This window comes from Acuticoccus sediminis (assembly GCF_003258595.1).
In the GTDB taxonomy this organism is placed as follows: Bacteria; Pseudomonadota; Alphaproteobacteria; order Rhizobiales; family Amorphaceae; genus Acuticoccus; species Acuticoccus sediminis.
This window is the reverse complement of record NZ_QHHQ01000002.1, coordinates 1069483-1085490: the sequence shown is the minus strand read 5'-3', so window position 1 is coordinate 1085490 and position 16008 is coordinate 1069483. Positions and strand designations below refer to the sequence as shown.

At 69.7% G+C, this 16008-nt stretch carries 14 protein-coding genes; 7 read left to right on the top strand and 7 right to left on the bottom strand.

The genetic code is table 11. The annotated features are described in order from the left end of the window. The first annotated feature begins 358 nt into the window (after positions 1-358). From DLJ53_RS12820 to DLJ53_RS12810, 3 genes are all read left to right on the top strand, one after another. Complete coding sequence (locus DLJ53_RS12820; RefSeq protein WP_146619942.1) at positions 359-2674, top strand: sensor histidine kinase; 2316 nt, start codon at positions 359-361, stop codon at positions 2672-2674. 5 nt (positions 2675-2679) lie between these two features. After that, positions 2680-4281: an ABC transporter substrate-binding protein gene (locus DLJ53_RS12815; protein WP_111345674.1), complete on the top strand. Its 1602-nt coding sequence runs from the start codon at positions 2680-2682 to the stop codon at positions 4279-4281. Positions 4282-4434: 153 nt separating this feature from the next. Next, a complete protein-coding gene (locus DLJ53_RS12810) occupies positions 4435-5163 on the top strand; it encodes an adenylate/guanylate cyclase domain-containing protein (protein ID WP_162409169.1) in 729 nt (242 codons plus the stop codon). Between the two features lie 53 nt (positions 5164-5216). Here DLJ53_RS12810 and DLJ53_RS12805 read toward each other — a convergent pair whose 3' ends face one another. Next, the gene (locus DLJ53_RS12805; RefSeq protein ID WP_111346301.1) at positions 5217-6503 is read right to left on the bottom strand and encodes a hemolysin family protein; all 1287 of its coding nucleotides are present in this window, start codon (positions 6501-6503) and stop codon (positions 5217-5219) included. Then, entirely contained in the window at positions 6493-7518 is a 1026-nt protein-coding gene (locus DLJ53_RS12800) for a TerC family protein (RefSeq protein WP_111345670.1), read from the bottom strand. The genes DLJ53_RS12805 and DLJ53_RS12800 overlap by 11 nt, the downstream gene beginning before the upstream one ends. Before the next feature lie 530 nt (positions 7519-8048). Here DLJ53_RS12800 and DLJ53_RS12795 point away from each other — a divergent pair. After that, the gene (locus DLJ53_RS12795) at positions 8049-9284 is read left to right on the top strand and encodes an AI-2E family transporter (RefSeq protein WP_202913121.1); all 1236 of its coding nucleotides are present in this window, start codon (positions 8049-8051) and stop codon (positions 9282-9284) included. Between the two features lie 76 nt (positions 9285-9360). Here the strand turns inward: DLJ53_RS12795 and DLJ53_RS12790 are convergent, their stop codons facing one another. Next, the gene (locus tag DLJ53_RS12790; RefSeq protein WP_244935061.1) at positions 9361-10347 is read right to left on the bottom strand and encodes a GlxA family transcriptional regulator; all 987 of its coding nucleotides are present in this window, start codon (positions 10345-10347) and stop codon (positions 9361-9363) included. A gap of 116 nt (positions 10348-10463) precedes the next feature. Here DLJ53_RS12790 and DLJ53_RS12785 point away from each other — a divergent pair, with 116 nt between their 5' ends. Next, entirely contained in the window at positions 10464-11111 is a 648-nt protein-coding gene (locus tag DLJ53_RS12785) for a dihydrofolate reductase family protein (RefSeq protein ID WP_111345666.1), read from the top strand. A 6-nt stretch (positions 11112-11117) separates the two neighbouring features. After that, positions 11118-11561, top strand: coding sequence for an SRPBCC family protein (locus DLJ53_RS12780; protein WP_111345664.1), 444 nt, complete (start codon positions 11118-11120; stop codon positions 11559-11561). Between the two features lie 62 nt (positions 11562-11623). On the opposite strand, the gene DLJ53_RS12775 is transcribed toward DLJ53_RS12780, so the two are convergent. The 3 genes from DLJ53_RS12775 to DLJ53_RS36380 are packed head-to-tail and all read right to left on the bottom strand — an operon-like array spanning position 11624 to position 12998. Continuing rightward, on the bottom strand, positions 11624-12337 hold the full coding sequence (locus tag DLJ53_RS12775) for a nitrile hydratase subunit alpha (protein WP_111345662.1): 714 nt from the start codon (positions 12335-12337) through the stop codon (positions 11624-11626). A 3-nt stretch (positions 12338-12340) separates the two neighbouring features. After that, entirely contained in the window at positions 12341-12652 is a 312-nt protein-coding gene (locus DLJ53_RS36385; RefSeq protein WP_111345660.1) for an SH3-like domain-containing protein, read from the bottom strand. Continuing rightward, a complete protein-coding gene (locus tag DLJ53_RS36380; RefSeq protein WP_162409168.1) occupies positions 12645-12998 on the bottom strand; it encodes an SH3-like domain-containing protein in 354 nt (117 codons plus the stop codon). The genes DLJ53_RS36385 and DLJ53_RS36380 overlap by 8 nt, the downstream gene beginning before the upstream one ends. Positions 12999-13489: 491 nt before the next feature. Here DLJ53_RS36380 and DLJ53_RS12760 point away from each other — a divergent pair, with 491 nt between their 5' ends. Beyond that, positions 13490-15208 (top strand): hypothetical protein, encoded by a 1719-nt coding sequence (locus DLJ53_RS12760; protein ID WP_111345656.1) that lies wholly within the window; start codon positions 13490-13492, stop codon positions 15206-15208. Positions 15209-15274: 66 nt separating this feature from the next. On the opposite strand, the gene DLJ53_RS12755 is transcribed toward DLJ53_RS12760, so the two are convergent. Continuing rightward, on the bottom strand, positions 15275-15988 hold the full coding sequence (locus DLJ53_RS12755) for an isochorismatase family protein (protein ID WP_111345654.1): 714 nt from the start codon (positions 15986-15988) through the stop codon (positions 15275-15277). Between the last annotated feature and the right edge of the window lie 20 nt (positions 15989-16008).

Here is a 16008-nt window from a genome sequence, read left to right as displayed (position 1 = left end):
CGATTGCGATCGCGGGGCCCGATGACGGCACGGCGCTGAAACGGGCGATCACTATCCTGTCGGCAGACCCATTGCGTGTTGCGGACAGGGCATGCGCCGACAGGATACCGGAGCGATCTTCGAAGACACCATTCGGTGGCCGAGCCGACGGCACGGCCGCCGCACCGCCTGCGGCGGCAGCCCGGCCGTCGAGGAGGCGGCAGCCGTCGGACACCGCGGGCGCCGTCGCCGCGACGCGGCGGAGCGGCCGGCGCCTCCGCCGGACACCGCCGTCCGTTTGCCGGAGCCGCAGCTTTCCAGCTATGGATGCGACAGTGACGCCGCCGCGCCGGCGCGCGTCCTGATCCGGCGGCGCAATATGCGGATCAGTCACAGCATCTTCCTGGTCGGAGCGATCCCCATCGTCGTCGCGGTGGCGATCGCCGTGGCCGCGCTCGTGCTCCTCACCCAGGTCGAGCGCGCCCGCAACGGCGCCAGCCTCGCCGGTTCGATCTACCGCAACGCACTGACCGCCTCCCACGCCCGCGACGAGTACCTCGCCGCCCAGCCCGACGAGCGGGCCGCCAGCGCTCAGGCCTTCGCCGCCGCGACACACGCGGCCAAGGACGAATTCGACGCGCTCGGCGGCTTCGTCAGCGATCCGACCCACCTTCGCGCGGTGGACGACGCCGAGAATGCGCTCGAGCGGCTGACGCGCCTGATGGACCGGCTGATCGCCGTGACGGAGGCCAACGACGCGCGCGTCGCCGACATGGCCGAGCGCGCCGGGCGCCTCGTCGGCCTCGCAGACGAGGCGCGCCGGCGGCAGCACGTCTCGAACGCGGAGCTCGCGGCGACGCTCGGCCGCAACGACCAGCGGCTCCAGCTCACGCGCCGCGTGGTCGACGATGCGCACGCCCTCCGCACCGTCGCGAGCGACCTCGAGCGGCGACGCCTGGCGCCGGGCGCCGCCATCGCGACGCAGCGCATCCGGCTCGAATTCTCGCGCCTCTCACGCGCTGCGGCGCAGCTACAGTCGCGGCTCGACGAGGCCGGCGACGCGGAGGCGCGCAGCGAGCTTCAGTCGCTCGCGAACAGCTACGCCAGCACGGTGGAGGCGAGCCCCGCCGGCGACGCGGACGAGAAGAGCGCGCAGCAGCTCATCGACTGGATCGACACCCTCGCCAAGACCAACAAGACCGAGAGCGACTCGCTCCAGGCCGAGGTCGCCGAGCTCCTGACCTATTCCATCGAGGCGAGCGAGACCGACCAGGCGACGCAGAATATCGCCACCGAGATGCTGAAGGTCGCCGAGCAGACCGGCCGCGCCCTCGCCGCGCGCGACTTCGACGCGATCGCCTCCGCCATGTCGGCGAGCCGCAGCCTCTCCGAGCGCATCGCCACCCTGCCGATCTCCCCGCTCATACAGACCGAGATGCTGGACGATTCGACCGCCTGGCGGGCCGGCCTCGCCACCACGGCGGAGGACCTCAAGCAGCAGAGCGAGCTCGTCGGCGACATGGAGGCGGTCGGCAGCGCGATGCTGGAATCGGTCGGCTCGCTCAACGACCTCCTGATCGCCCACGCGCAGCGGATCTGGAGCCTCGCCCGCAACATCCTGATCGGCGCGGCCGTCCTCGGCCTCATCCTAGCCGCGGCGCTCGGCTTCGCCGTCGCCCGCTCCATCACCCGACCGCTCAGCCGGCTGCAGCAGGAGATGCTCGGCCTCGTCGACGGCACGCACAGCGGCGCGATCGCCGGCGCCGAGCGCCACGACGAGCTCGGCGACATGGCCCGCGCCACCACCCACTTCGTCACCGAGCTCACCCGGCGCGAGGCGGACATGCAGAGCGCAAAGGACGCCGCCCACGCCGCGCTGGCGGACCTGAAGCGGACCCAGGCCAACCTCATCCAGGCGGAAAAACTCGCCTCCCTCGGCCAGCTCGTCGCCGGCGTCGCGCACGAGATCAACACCCCGCTCGGCGTCGCCCTCACCACCGCGACGACGATGGGTCCGGAGGTCGAGCGTTTCCGCACCGCCGCCGAGAGCGGACGCCTGTCGCGCTCGGTTCTCGACAACTTCGTCGAGCGCATGGGGGAGGGGGCGCGTCTCGCGGCCAGCAACCTGCAGCGGGCGGCGAACCTCGTGCACAGCTTCAAGCAGGTGGCGGTCGACCAGGCGAGCGGCGACCGGCGCACCTTCCGCGTCGCGGAGTGGCTCGACGACCTCCTCGTCAGCCTGGGGCCCGTCCTGAAGAAGGCGGGGCACCGGGTCGTCGTGCGCTGCCCGGACGACATCGAGATCGATTCCTATCCCGGCGCGCTGGGCCAGGTGCTGACGAACCTCATCGTCAACGCGTTGTCGCACGCGTACCCGCCCGCGACGCACGGCACCCTGACGCTCGCCGTCACCGCTCCGGACGCGGCCGCGCTGCGCATCGCGTTCAGCGACGACGGGCGCGGGATCGCCCCGGAGCATCAGGCGCGGGTGTTCGACCCGTTCTTCACCACCGGGCGAAGCTCCGGCAACACCGGCCTCGGCCTCCACATCGTCTACAACCTCGTGACCGGACGCCTCGGCGGGCGCATCGCGCTGTCCAGCGAGGCGGGCGCCGGGACCACATTCGTCATCGACCTGCCGCGCCGGGCGCCGCTCGAGCGGGCCGAGCCCCAGTCCCCCAACCCCGCCAGGTGAGCCGTATGCCGCGCCTCGTCTCCCGCCTCGTCCTCTCGGCGCTCATCGCCGCCGCCTCGCCCCTCGCGGCATCCGCCAGCACGCTGGTGTTCTGCTCGGAGGGGATGCCGGAGACGATCAGCCCGCCCCTCGCGACGACGACCACCGGCATCAACGCCGGCCGGCAGATCTTCGACTACCTCATCGACGTGAAGCCCGGCACGACCGAGCTGATTCCCTCCCTCGCCCAGTCCTGGACGATCTCGGACGACGGGCTCGTCTATACCTTCAAGCTGCGCGAGGGCGTCGAATTCCACTCCTCGCGCATCTTCACGCCGACGCGGACGATGAACGCGGACGACGTCCTCTTCTCACTCAACCGCCAGCTCCAGCCGGACCACCCGTTCCACAATGTGCCGGGCGGGAGCTTCCCCTACTTCGACGACACGGGAATGTCCGACCTCCTGAAGTCGGTGGAGAAGGTGGACGACAATACCGTGCGCATGACGCTGACACGGCCGGACGCGACCTTCCTCGCCAACCTCGCCCTGCCGCTGAGCGCGATCATGTCGGCCGAGTACGCCGACGCGCTTCTCGCCCAGGGCCATCCGGAGCTTCTCGACCTGGAGCCCGTCGGCACCGGCTATTTCGCCTTCCTCGACCTCACGCCGGACGTCGCGATCCGTTACCGCGCGTTCGAGCAGCACTGGCGCGGTCCGCCGGCGGTCGACACGCTCGTCTTCTCGATCACCCCGAACGCCAGCGTGCGCCTGACGAAGCTGACGGTCGGCGAATGCCACGTGACCGCTTTCCCGGACCCGGCGGACGTCGAGACGATCATGACCAACCCCGACCTCGAGCTCCTCCAGCAGGAGGGCTACAACGTCGGCTATCTGGCGATGAACGTCACGAAGCCGCCGTTCGACGACGCAAGGGTCCGCCGCGCCGTCGCGATGGCGATCGACAAGAAGAGCATCATCGACGCGGTCTACCGCGGCAGCGGCGTCGCGGCGGTCAATCCGCTGCCGCCCGCCTCCTGGGCCTACAACGAGGAGATCGAGGACTATCCCTACGACCCCGACGCCGCCTGGGCGCTCCTCGCGGACGCGGGTCACGCGGAGGGGTTCGAGACGGACCTCTGGTACATCCCCGTCAGCCGGCCCTACAGCCCCAACGGCAAGCGCATCGCCGAGATGATCGCGGCCGATCTCGACCGGATCGGCATCCGCGTCCACCTCGTGACGAAGGAGTGGGGCGACTACAGGACCAGCCTGCAGGACGGCGAGCACACGATGGCGCTCTACGGCTGGACCGGCGACAACCCGGACCCGGACAACTTCCTCAACATCCTCCTCGGCTGCCGCTCGGCCATCAAGGGAGGCAACAACGTCGCCAAGTGGTGCGATCCGGATTACGACGCGCTCGTCACCGAGGCGACGCTGGTGACCGACATCGGCAAGCGCGCGGCGCTCTACCGCCAGGCACAGGTCATCGCGCACGACAAGGCGCCGTGGGTGCCGATCGCCCACTCGGTGGTGTTCATGGCAAAGCGGCGCAACGTGAAGGGCTACGTGATGGACCCGCTCGACCGGCACATCTTCGGCGAGGTGCGCCTCTCGGACGACTGATCCGGCCGCCCGCCGGCGCGGCCGGCCGCACATTGCGTGGCCTCGGCCCGACGTAACAATTGCGCCACCGTGACGTCGCCCGGCGGAAACACGGCGGCGCTATTCTCCTCCGGTTTCAATCGGCACCATTGAGAGTTCTGGCCGGAGGCCATGATGCAGCACGCCCTTTCCCCATGCTGTTCCGTTTCCGGGGCGCCCGGCGCGGCGCTCACCCAGCGTTGCGGGACGGACTGGTGGTCAACGCATCATCACCCGGGCGACAACGACAGCGCCCCATCGGACCCGGCCGACCCGTCCGCGATTGAGCTCACCAAGGACGTCGTGACGGTGCTCTTCACCGACCTCGAGGGATTCACGCGCCTCACCGAGGCGCTGCCGCTCGAGCGTACCGCTGCGATCCTCGGGCAGTACTACGACGCCCTCCTGTCGGTGGCGAAGGCGACGGGCGGGCGTGTCGACCGCTTCATCGGCGACGGCGCGATGCTCTACTGGTCGCGCACGCGCCACGGCCCGCCGCACGCCGACCGCGCCGTCGCCGCCGTGGGGCTGCTGCGTGAGGCGCTCGCCCGCCAGGAGCCGCACAAGGGCGACCGGATCGCAGCCGGCCTGCCGGTCCGCTTCGGGGTCCACACCGGGGAGGTGATGTTCGGGCAGATCGGCGCGGGCGACACGTCGCGGACCATGGTCGGCGACGTCGTCAACGTCGCGTTCCGCCTGCAGCAGGCGGCGAAGGCCCTCGCGCCGCGCCCGGTCGACGGTGGCCTCAGGGGTTACGTCTCGCGCGAGACGACGCGTCACCTCACCGCCGACCGGCCCACGGGGACGTTCCAGATCCTCGCGCTGCCCGGCCGCCGTCACGCCGCCCTGGCGCAGCGGATGTAGCGCTCCGGCCCCATGGGCCAGAGCCGGGACCGGCGCCCGCCCGGTGTACCGGGTCAGTCGCCCGCCGTGTCCGCGACGCGCGACACCAGCAGCTTGTCGATGCGCCGGCCGTCGAGGTCGACGATCTCGATCGTCCAGGACTTCCAGAGGAAGGTTTCGCCCACGTGCGGCAGGCGGCCCATCTCGTCGAGCACCAGCCCGGCCACCGTGGAATAGGCCCGCCCCGGGCCGATGGCGACGCCGAGATGGTCGGCGAACTCGTCCACCGGCATCCATCCCGCGACGAGGAGCGATCCGTCGGCGCGGGTGACCATCTTCTCCTCCGAGCCGTCGATCGCGCCGAAGTCGCCGGCGATCGCCTCGAGGATGTTCATCGGGGTGACGATCCCCTCGAAGTCGCCGTACTCGTCGTAGACCAGCACCATGTGGGCGGGCGAGGTTCGCAGCGTCTCGATGAGGTCGAGCGCGGGCATCCCGTCGCGCACCACCGGCGCCGGGACCAGCCGCGACCGCAGGTCCGCCGGCGGCCCGTCCCCGTCGAGGAGGTCGTGGGCTGCGAGGACGCCCGCTATGTCGTGGGCGCCGCCGTCCCGGACGGGAAGACGGGTCCGCCGGCTCTCGCGCGCCCGGTGTACGATCTCTTCGGGCGGGTCGGCGAGATCCAGCACGATCACCTCGTGGCGCGGGGTCATGAGGTCGCGCGCGCTGCGGTCCGCGACGCGCATGACGCCGGCGATCATCTGCGTCTCGGCATGCTCCATCACGCCGGCGCTGCGGGCCTCGCTCAGCACCTGCCGCACCTCCGCGTCGCTCACGTCAGGCTCCTTCGCGCCGGACTGGCCGACGAGCGCCAGCACCGCCTTGCCCGACCTGTCGAGCAGCCACACCAGCGGCGCGGCGCCGACGGCGATGGCCTGCATCAGCGGCGCGATGCGCGCCGCCACGGCCTCCGGCGCGCGCAGGGCGATCTGCTTGGGCACCAGCTCGCCGATGATCAGCGAGAGGTAGGTGATGACGACGACCACTCCGCCGACGCCCAGCGACTGCGCGAGGCTCTCCGGGACGCCCCACGCCATCAGCTGCTCGGCGAGCCGGGCGCCCAGCGTCGCGCCGGAGAAGGCGCCCGACAGGACGCCGACCAGCGTGATGCCGATCTGCACCGACGACAGGAAGCGGCCGGGCTCCTCGGAGAGACGCAGCGCCGCGGCCGCGCCGCCGCGCCCCTCGTCCGCCATCACCCTGAGCCGCGTCGGTCGCGACGAGACGATGGCGAGCTCGGACATGGCGAGCAGGCCGTTCAACAGCGTGAGGGCGAGGACGATGGAGAGCTCAAAGAGCACGCGGCGCCTCTCGTGTCGGCCGCGGCGCGGCCCCGCCGCCACCCGGCCGGTCGTCGCTGCGGGTGCGCAGCAACGAATAGGCGATACCGGCCGCCAGGATGGTGAACGTGATGCCGAGTGACCACATGGGCGGGAACTTGGGCCACCCCATCAGGTCGGCGATGAAGATCTTCGAGCCGATGAACACGAGCAGCACCGACAGCGCGTACTTGAGGTAGGCGAAGCGGCGCAGGATCGCCGACAACGCGAAGTAGAGCGCCCGCAGCCCGAGGATCGCGAAGATGTTCGAGGTGTAGACGATGTAGGGGTCGGACGTGATGGTGAAGACCGCCGGCACCGAGTCGACGGCGAACACCACGTCCGCCAGCTCGATCACGACGAGCGCCAGCAGCAGCGGCGTCGCATAGCGCACGAGCTTGCCCGTCGCGGGGTCGGGCTGCCGGGTGAAGAAGGCGTGGCCGTGGATCTCGTCGGTGACGCGCATGTTGCGCTTCAGGAAGCGCACGACCGGGTTGGCCGCGAGGTCCGGCTCCTCGTCATGCGGCTTCAGCATGCGGATGCCGGTGAAGATCAGGAAGACCGCGAAGACGTAGAGCACCCAGTGGTACTGCTCCACCAGCGTGGCGCCGAGTCCGATCATCACGCCGCGCAGCACGATCACGCCGAGGATGCCCCAGAACAGAACCCGGTGCTGGTAGGCGGGCGGAATCGCAAAGAAGCCGAAGATCAGCGCGATGACGAAGATGTTGTCGAGCGCCAGCGTCTTCTCCACCACGAACGCGGTGAGGTACTGGGCCGCCGCCTCGCCGTCCATCTGCCACCAGACGAAGGCCGCGAAGGCGACGCCGAAGGCGATGTACGCGGCGGAGAGCTTGAGGCTCTCGGCGACGCCGATCACGTGGTCGTTCCGGTTCAGGACGCCGAGGTCCAGAACGAGGAGCGTCGCGACCAGCGTCAGGAAGGCCGCCCACATCCAGAGCGGCTGGCCGAGAAAGTGTGTCAGGAGAACGTCCAAGTCAGACCTCACGGTTGCATCACGGCTCGAGGTCATCGGAACGATCACGGGGATCCGGGCATGACATCGAGGCGACTCGATGCGGTCCGACATCGCGTGGACGAAGATCCACGCCAGAGGGGCCCGGCCCGCGCGGCAGCAATTGGTGCGGCGCGCGTCCAATGCAAGATGGCGCGGTGAAATGGCGCTGGCGACGATTCGCCGGGAACCGGGCATCCGGGCCACAGCGTTGGAGGTCCGGCGGACGCACCGCCCTTCGGATCCGCCCGGCAACAGCGCGCTATGTCCGCGCGGCATATTGCCTTATTTAGGACGGTGCGGCTTCCGGTCCGCGTGGCCGGGCCTTGCGCCCGGCACGGGCGGCGGGCGGCTGCCATGCCGCCGGCGCGGGTGGGGACCCCTTGGGAACCGTCCGGGCCGGACGGCGTGACATCAGGCGGGATGGCTTCGATCGATGAGTTGGCCTTTGTCGTGGGTTCCCAGAGTGTCCGGGTCTCGGACGACCGCGGGCGGTATCGGAGAGCGAGCCCTTGAACGATCCGGGTAACAAATTGCAGACCGAGCGGCCGCTCTTCGGAGCTTCCACGCGGGGATCCGTCGCACCGTCGCTGACGGTCGCGCGCTGGCTCCTCCTCATCGTCATCGCGGCGGGCGTCTACTTCTTCCACGGCTTCCTCGTCCCGGTCCTCGCGGCGCTGGTGATCGCCTTCGCGACGTGGCCGCTCTATCGCCGCCTGCGGGCAGCCACGGGCGAGCGGCACAGCCTGTCCGCCGCCATCGCGCTCGGGCTGATCCTGGTCTTCCTCGTCGTCCCCATCGCCTTCGCGACCACGTACGCGATCGACGAGCTGCGGCTGTGGTGGTCGTGGGTGATGGAGATCAACAAGGACGGCGCGCCCACGCCGGTCTGGATCGCGCAGTTCCCGCTGATCGGCGATTGGGTGAACGACCAGTGGACCCAGCGGCTCGGGCATCCGGGCGGGGTCGGGGAGCTCATCCAGCTCATCAGCGGCGCCAACGTCGGCAACATCTACCGCAGCGTGCTGGCGGCGGGCGGCAGCCTGTTCGGGCTCATCCTCGCGGCCCTCTTCATGCTGATCACGCTGTTCTGCGTCTACCGCGACGGCGAGTCCTTCGCCGCCCAGGTCGACCGCCTCGGCGAGCGGATCCTGCCGATGCGCTGGGACCGCCTGTCGCGCACCGTTCCGGCGACCATCTCGGCGACGGTGACGGGCATGACGCTCATCGCCATCGGCGAGGGCATCGTGCTGGGCATCGCCTACTGGCTCGCGGGCGTTCCCTCGCCGGTGATGTTCGGCGCGATCACGGGCGTGATGGCCCTCGTCCCCGGCGGCGCGCCGCTCACCTTCACGCTGATCTCGATCTACCTGGTCTCGAGCGGATCGCAGATCGCGGGCATCGGCCTCTTCCTCTGGGGCACGATCGAGCTCTTCATCGTCGACAAGACGCTTCGGCCGCACCTTGTCGGCGGGCCGATCAAGCTGCCGTTTCTGCCCACCTTCTTCGGCCTCATCGGCGGGGTGAAGACGATGGGGATCCTAGGCCTCTTCCTCGGCCCCGTCCTGATGGCTCTCCTCGTGGCCATCTGGCGCGAGTGGGTGCGCGAGGCGGAGACGGGCCTCGCGCCCCGAAAGGTGGAGACCGGGCCCGCCCGGTGCCTGGACCGCGGCGTCGACCTTACCGTGCCGGAGAAGCCGGCCGGCGGCCTGCAGCCCCAGGGCACCGCCCGCACCGACGCGATCTGACGGGTCTGCGCCGCGCACCGGCCCGGGCGCCGCGGGGGCGAACCACGCGTCGGCGGCGGAACGGGGAGCGGTCCGCTCAGTGACCGGCCTGCATGTCGCGAAACAGCCTCGGCGACACGCCGTACCTGCGCTCGAAAACCTCGCTGAACCGTGCCGTGGGTGACAGGCCGACCTCGGCGGCGACCGTTTTCAGCGGCAACCCGCGCGACAGCAGCATGCGGGCGGCGTCGAGCCGGGCGGTCTCGACGAAGCGGGCCGGGGTCAAGCCGGTCGCTGCGAGGAAGCGACGGTGGAACGTGCGTTCGGTCTGGCCGACGCGGCTCGCCAGCGACGGCACGTCCAGCGGCGCGCCGAGATTCGTCTGGATCCAGCCGATCAGCTCGGCGAAGGGGCTGTCACCCTTCGTCTGCGCCCGCAGCACCGCGCTGAACTGCGACTGGAATCCCGGCCGCCGGGCATAGAGCACCAGCCGCTGCGCGACCTCGCCGGCGATCGACGGATCGAGATCGTGCGCGACCATCGCGAGCGCCATGTCGATCCCCGTGGTCACGCCCGCCGAGGTCCAGACCCGCCCGTCGACCACGTAGAGCGCGTCGGCGTCGACCTCGACCTGCGGGAAGGTCCGGGCGAACGGACCGGAGGCGTCCCAGTGGGTGGCGACGCGGCGGCCGTCGAGAAGCCCCAGCGCGGCGAGGACGAACCCGCCGCTGCACACCGAGCCGTACCGCTCCGCCGCCGCGGTGAGCCCCGGAAGGGCGGCGGCGAGGGCAGGGCAGGCGACCGCCGGCAGGAGCCATTCCCGCTCCGCGCCGACGACGAGCACCGTCCCCGCGCCCTCCGGATCGAACGCGTCGATCGCTCGGGTCTCGACCGCGATGCCGCAGCTGCTCTCGGTGGCGCCCCCTCCGGCCGACACGAGCTCGACCCGATAGAACGCCGGGCGCCCCTTGAGGCTCAGGGCCCGGTTGGCGCCGTTGAAGACCGCCGCAGGACCGGTCGCGTCCAGCAGCTCGAACCCGGGGTAGACGATGAACGCGATGCGGTGCATTGGCGGAAAATACAATCGCTTTGTCATTTCCGCCAAGGCGAAACCCCGCGTAGGGTCGCCGGCGTTCAGGGCGGCATGGTCCGCACCGCAGCCTCGGCCGCACCCCGGTCCGGCGGCAGAAGGAAACGCCGATGACCCGCCTGCGCGTGAACTGCTTTTCCGTCTCGCTCGACGGCTACGGAGCCGGTCCGCAGCAGAGCCCGGAAAACCCGCTGGGGAAGGGGGGAGAGGCACTGCACGACTGGTTCGTCCCCACCCGCGCCTTCCGGGCGATCCACGGCGCGGAGGACGGAACGACCGGCCCGGACAACGAGTTCGCCGCCCGGCAGACGAGGAATATCGGGGCGTGGATCATGGGCCGGAACATGTTCGGCCCGGTGCGCGGTCCATGGCCCGACGCGAGCTGGACCGGGTGGTGGGGCGACGACCCGCCGTTCCGCTGCCCCGTCTTCGTTCTGACGCACTACGAGCGTAGCCCGGTCGCCATGCCCGGCGGCACGGTCTTCCACTTCGTGACCGAGGGCATCGAAGCGGCGCTGGACCTTGCCGTCCGGGCCGCCGGCGAAAAGGACGTGCTCATCGGCGGAGGCGTTGCGACCATCAGGCAGTATCTCGGCGCCGGTCTCGTCGACGAGATGCACCTCGCGGTCTCGCCCGTCCTGCTCGGCTCGGGCGAGCACCTGCTCTCGGGCATCGACACCGTCGGCCTCGGCTATCGCTGCAGCGAGCACGTCACGACACAGAACGCGATGCACGCCGTTCTCATCAGGGAGGAATAATCAAGCATGCCCAGCACCGTGAAACTGCACCGGGTTCTCGCCACAAGTCCGGAGAAGGTCTACCGCGCGTTCGTCGAACCCGACGCGGCCGCGAGCTGGCTGCCGCCCAACGGCTTCCTGTGCACCGTGCACGAGCTGGACGCGACGGTGGGCGGCAAGCACCGGATGTCGTTCCGCAACTTCACGACCGGCCAGAGCCACGCCTTCGGCGGCATCTACAAGGAGCTCGTGCCCGGCGAACGGCTCGTCTACACGGACGCGTTCGACCATCCGAACCTGCCGGGCGAGATGACGGTCACCGTCACCCTGGCCGCCGTCTCCGTCGGCACGGAGATGCACATCGAGCAGCATGGGATCCCGGACGTGATTCCGCGGGAGGCCTGCTATCTCGGCTGGCAGGAAAGCCTCATCAAGCTTGCCAGGCTGGTCGAGCCGGACATCCCGCAGTAACCGCCGTCCGCCGGTCCCGAGCCGCGCCGCCGGTGTCCGGGCACCGGCGGTCGCCGGGCCGTTCAGACGGCCGTCTCGGCCACCTCCGGAACGGCCGTGCCGATCATGGTGTCGCGCGTGACGATCGCCTCCAGCGCCGGGAGGTCCCACCCCTCGGTGCCGTCGGGGCGCATCGGCAGGACGAGGTAGCGCAGGTCGGCGGTCGAATCGTGGACCCGTACCTCCGTCGTGCCGTCGAGGTGGACGCCGAACTCGGCGAGGACGGTGCGCGGCTCGCGCACGACGCGCGAACGGTATTCCGGTGCCTTGTACCATGCCGGCGGGATCCCCAGCAGCATTCGCGGGTAGCACGAGCACAGCGTGCAGACGACCACGTTGTGGACGCCCGGCGCGTTCTCGACGACGCGCAGCTCCGGCATGCCGGCGACGAACATCGTCTTGCCGGTCTCCTTCTCGATCGTGTCGAGCGGGTCCGCGACCAGGGCCTCGCGGAACGCCGGATCGGTCCAGGCGCGGGCGACGATCCGCGCCCCTAGCGCCGGGTTGCGGCTGTCCATGTTGTCGATCTGGCGGCTGATCATCTCGGCCGTCAGGATGCCCTTCTCGATGAGGAGCTCGCGCAGCGCCTGTTCGAGCAGTCGGGATTCGCGCGGCGCCGGCGGATCGTCGGACGCCGGAGCATGCGGGTCGTGGGCGTGGCCGTGCCCATGCCCATGCCCATGACCATGGCCGTGGGTGTGATCGTGGGCGTGTTCGTGGTCGTGATCGTCGTGCATCGGTCAGCCCTGTCGCGGCGTCGGCACGGAGGCCGGCTGCAGCCAGTGTTCGTAGAGGTCGGCGTAGAGGGTGTCGCCTGAGGCGGGGTAGCCCGGCCACAGCGCGGCCTGGCTGAACTGGACGCGGTAGAGGCGCCGCTTCGGCAGCCCCGGCTTGTGGTAGGCGAGGCGGGTTGGGTCCGGATAGATCCCGAGCTCGCAGTCGACCACGCCGGTCTTGCCGCGCAGGTAGTGCGGCGTGCGGCAGTGCGGCTCCGGCGGACCGCCGAGGACGTGGACGACGGTGCCCGGCGCGAGTGCGACCGCCTCAGTCATGCGACGCCCCGCCGGCGGCTTCGTCGGCCGCGAGCGCGGCGATCCTGGCGGCGAGCTCGTCGCGGTCGATCACGTCCTGCTCGATGAGGATGTCCCGCAGGGCGTTCAGCCATTTCACGTAGTAGTCGAGCGAAGTGTAGGCTTCGGGGCTGTTGGATTCGACAACGCGGCGCAGCGCGTCGATCCGGAAGGCGTCGATGGCGGGGCTGATCATCAGCATGACCATCGCGTCGACGCGCTTCTCGAAGAAGCTGACGGCGTGTTCGGCCCGGTCCACCGGCCCGCCCGGCAGACCTCCGATATCGTTGACCCGCTGCTCGGGAACGGGGTCCTGCGTCATGATCATGCTGTCCTCTCGCGCTCCATCCGCCGGCGCACCGGGGCCGAGCCTAACGTCACCGCACCGCCGTCGCCATGGACCGGCGGTGTCCGGAGCAAGTTTGGCCCACAGCCGGTGCCGGCGGCAAATTCCGTGCCGGACGGCCGCTCCGGCTGAGGAACCTTGTCCCCACGGTGAGACCGCCGGGGACACGGCCGCTCCGGCTGAGGAACCTTGTCCCCACGGTGAGACCGCCGGGGACAATGACAGGGTCCGAAGATCGCGCGTCGCGTCGTCCTCGCACCGTGGTTCCATAACTCTCATTATACGACCAGCCGGCGCACCGGCGGCAACGTCTACTGTGGGATGCTCCTTCAAACGACGGCGTAGAACAGCGTCAGATCAGACGTCTCCGGGACCGGCTCGCGCCTTTCCTCGAATGCACTTGCGGGCGTCATGACATTCTTGCGTTCGTGGTGCTAGGATCACGCTGGCGACACAGAAAAGACCAAAATCCAATGGCGACCACCTCGCTGATCCCGGCCCACTCCCCCTTCAATTACAACGTCGGCATCAACTACGAGAGCTGGCTCCTCTTCCCGCCGGGCGCGAACAACAACGCGCTGATCAAGGCCGACATCGACGCGATCACCGAGAACTTCAAGCTGATCAAGACGTTCCACGGGGCCGGCGTCGGCACGTCCGACATCATCATCGACCCGACGCAGGCGGCCGTCATCAAGGCGGTGGTCGCCAAGCCCGGCGTCGAGCTCGTCATGGGCACCAACGTCAGCGCGCTGGTCCAGACGAGCGACACCGGCAAGTTCAGCGCCGGACTGATGACGACCCGGCACTATACCGACACCTGGGTTCAGAAGCTGATCGAGGCGTTCGGCGGTGTCGCCAACGTCAACAAGAGCCTGAAGCTGATCTCGCTCGGCAACGAGATCGACCTGCATGGCCCGCCGCCGGGCTCGCCGCAGTTCAACACCTACATCAAATGGATCGAGCAGGCGTTCGACAACCTGTCGGCCTCCCTCAAGGCGAAGGGCCTCGCCTCGATCCCCGTCTCGACCACGATCGCCAACTACCCGAGCGTCGCGAGCGCCAACCGCGTCGCCTCCGAGATCGTCGCCTACATCGAGAACCACTGGTCGCCCAAGTGGAATGCCGGGCACGCCTTCACGCTGTTCAACCAGTACACCCTGGCGGTGAAGGGCCAGGGGGCGAAGAGCACCGACTTCGCCCCGGTGAAGACGTACTTCTCCAACGTGCAGAACCAGCTCGGGCCTGACCTCTCCGTCTTCGTCGGCGAGACCGGGTATTCCGATACCTATGGCGCCAACAACCAGAAGCTCGTCTACGAGCAGATCTTCCAGTGGCTGGAGGGGCAGCACGCATCAGGCGGCCGCACGGTCCCCCTGTTCGCCTTCGACGCGTTCGACCGGCCGGACCAGGCGGGCTACGAGGTCGGCTTCGGCATCTATTCCGGCGACGGCGTGACCGCGCCGACCGGGCTCAAGCCGGCGGTCCGCTCGCTCATCCCGGACTGGACGGACGACCCGATCAACGTCCACTCGCGCGGCAACAACAGCCTTTACGGCAGCGCTGCCGCCGACACGTTCCGCGCCCTCGCCGGCCACGACACGGTACTCTCGGCGGAGGGGCACGACCGTGTCCTTGCCGGCAACGGCAACGACCTCGTCGCCGGCGGCAGCGGTAACGACGAGATCCACGGCGGACGCGGCCACGACGAGATCGAGGGCGAGGACGGCAACGACGTGCTGCGCGGCAGCCACGGGAACGACACGCTCACCGGCGGCAACGGCAACGACAGCCTCTTCGGCGGCGCGGACGCGGACCGGCTGTCGGGGGGGCGCGGCGCCGACCGGCTGTCGGGCGGCGGCGACGACGACGTGCTGGACGGCGGCAACCGCGACGACGTCCTCTTCGGCCGCGCCGGCAACGATACGCTGATCGGCGGGCGGGGCGGCGACGTGATGGTCGGCGGCGAGGGCGACGACGTCTTCGCCCTCGAGAAGCTCCCCGGGACCGACGTCGTGCGCGATTTCGGCGGCGGCGACCACTTCGGCCTGACGGACGGTCTTACCTTCGCCGATCTCTCGTTCGACGAGACCGCCCGGGGAACGCAGATTTCAGCCGATGGCGAGGTCCTCGCCATTGTCCTCGACGTTGCCCCGACCGACCTGACCGCGGACGACTTCATCAGCCTCTGACGGATCCGCCGGGCCGCACCGGCGGGCGAACGATACCGCGCCCGAAGCGAAGCGGTCGGGCGGCGGTCAGCCCTCGCGGCGCTCGAGGCCGTCGAGGTAGGCGGCGACGTCGTCGGTCGGGATCACGTCGGCGTACTTGCAGTTGAGGTCGAAGAGGTTGATCGCGTGGCTCGCCTCGAAGCGGTCGAACGCGGTCTCCTCGGGAATCACGACCTTGAAGTTGAAGGAGTAGGCGTCGACCGTCGTGGCGCGCAGGCAGCCCGACGTCGTGCACCCGGTGAGGATCAGCGTGTCCACGTCGAGGAAGTTGAGGTGGCTCATGAAGATCGTGCCGAAGAAGGCCGACGGCTTGCGCTTGCCGATCAGGATGTCCTTCGCCTGCGGCGCGAGCGAGGCCACGGTCTGCGTCGCGTGGGTGCCTTCGATGGACGACTTCTCGGTGCCGCGGTGGTTCTTGCCGACCTGGACGCCGCTGTCGATCATGTCCGCGCGCCGCTCGGACTGGGTGTAGAAGACCGGCAGGTTCTTCTCGCGCGCGAGCTTCAGGAGCCGCTCGATGTGCGGCACCGCGTTCCAGCCCCGGGGGCCGCAGTGGGTGCGGTACTTCTTGATGCCTTCGACCTGGCTCTCGCCCGGCTCGTCGCCGGTGAAGTTGTACTGCACGTCGATGATGAAGAGCGCCGGACGCTTTCCGAAACCGCCGCGCTTGCCGTAGCCGGCGAGCTGATAGATCTCCTTGTCCTCGTCGGTCAGGAACTTGTCCCAGATGCGTTCGGTCATGTCGGTTCTCTGCTGAAGTT

Excerpts from the sequence above, each read along its gene's own strand:
- DLJ53_RS12820 (WP_146619942.1), top strand. The coding sequence starts at position 359 with ATGCGGATCAGTCACAGCATCTTCCTGGTCGGAGCGATCCCCATCGTC.
- DLJ53_RS12815 (WP_111345674.1), top strand. The coding sequence starts at position 2,680 with ATGCCGCGCCTCGTCTCCCGCCTCGTCCTCTCGGCGCTCATCGCCGCC.
- DLJ53_RS12810 (WP_162409169.1), top strand. The coding sequence starts at position 4,435 with ATGCAGCACGCCCTTTCCCCATGCTGTTCCGTTTCCGGGGCGCCCGGC.
- DLJ53_RS12785 (WP_111345666.1), top strand. The coding sequence starts at position 10,464 with ATGACCCGCCTGCGCGTGAACTGCTTTTCCGTCTCGCTCGACGGCTAC.
- DLJ53_RS12780 (WP_111345664.1), top strand. The coding sequence starts at position 11,118 with ATGCCCAGCACCGTGAAACTGCACCGGGTTCTCGCCACAAGTCCGGAG.
- DLJ53_RS12775 (WP_111345662.1), bottom strand. The coding sequence starts at position 12,337 with ATGCACGACGATCACGACCACGAACACGCCCACGATCACACCCACGGC.
- DLJ53_RS36385 (WP_111345660.1), bottom strand. The coding sequence starts at position 12,652 with ATGACTGAGGCGGTCGCACTCGCGCCGGGCACCGTCGTCCACGTCCTC.
- DLJ53_RS36380 (WP_162409168.1), bottom strand. The coding sequence starts at position 12,998 with ATGATCATGACGCAGGACCCCGTTCCCGAGCAGCGGGTCAACGATATC.
- DLJ53_RS12760 (WP_111345656.1), top strand. The coding sequence starts at position 13,490 with ATGGCGACCACCTCGCTGATCCCGGCCCACTCCCCCTTCAATTACAAC.
- DLJ53_RS12755 (WP_111345654.1), bottom strand. The coding sequence starts at position 15,988 with ATGACCGAACGCATCTGGGACAAGTTCCTGACCGACGAGGACAAGGAG.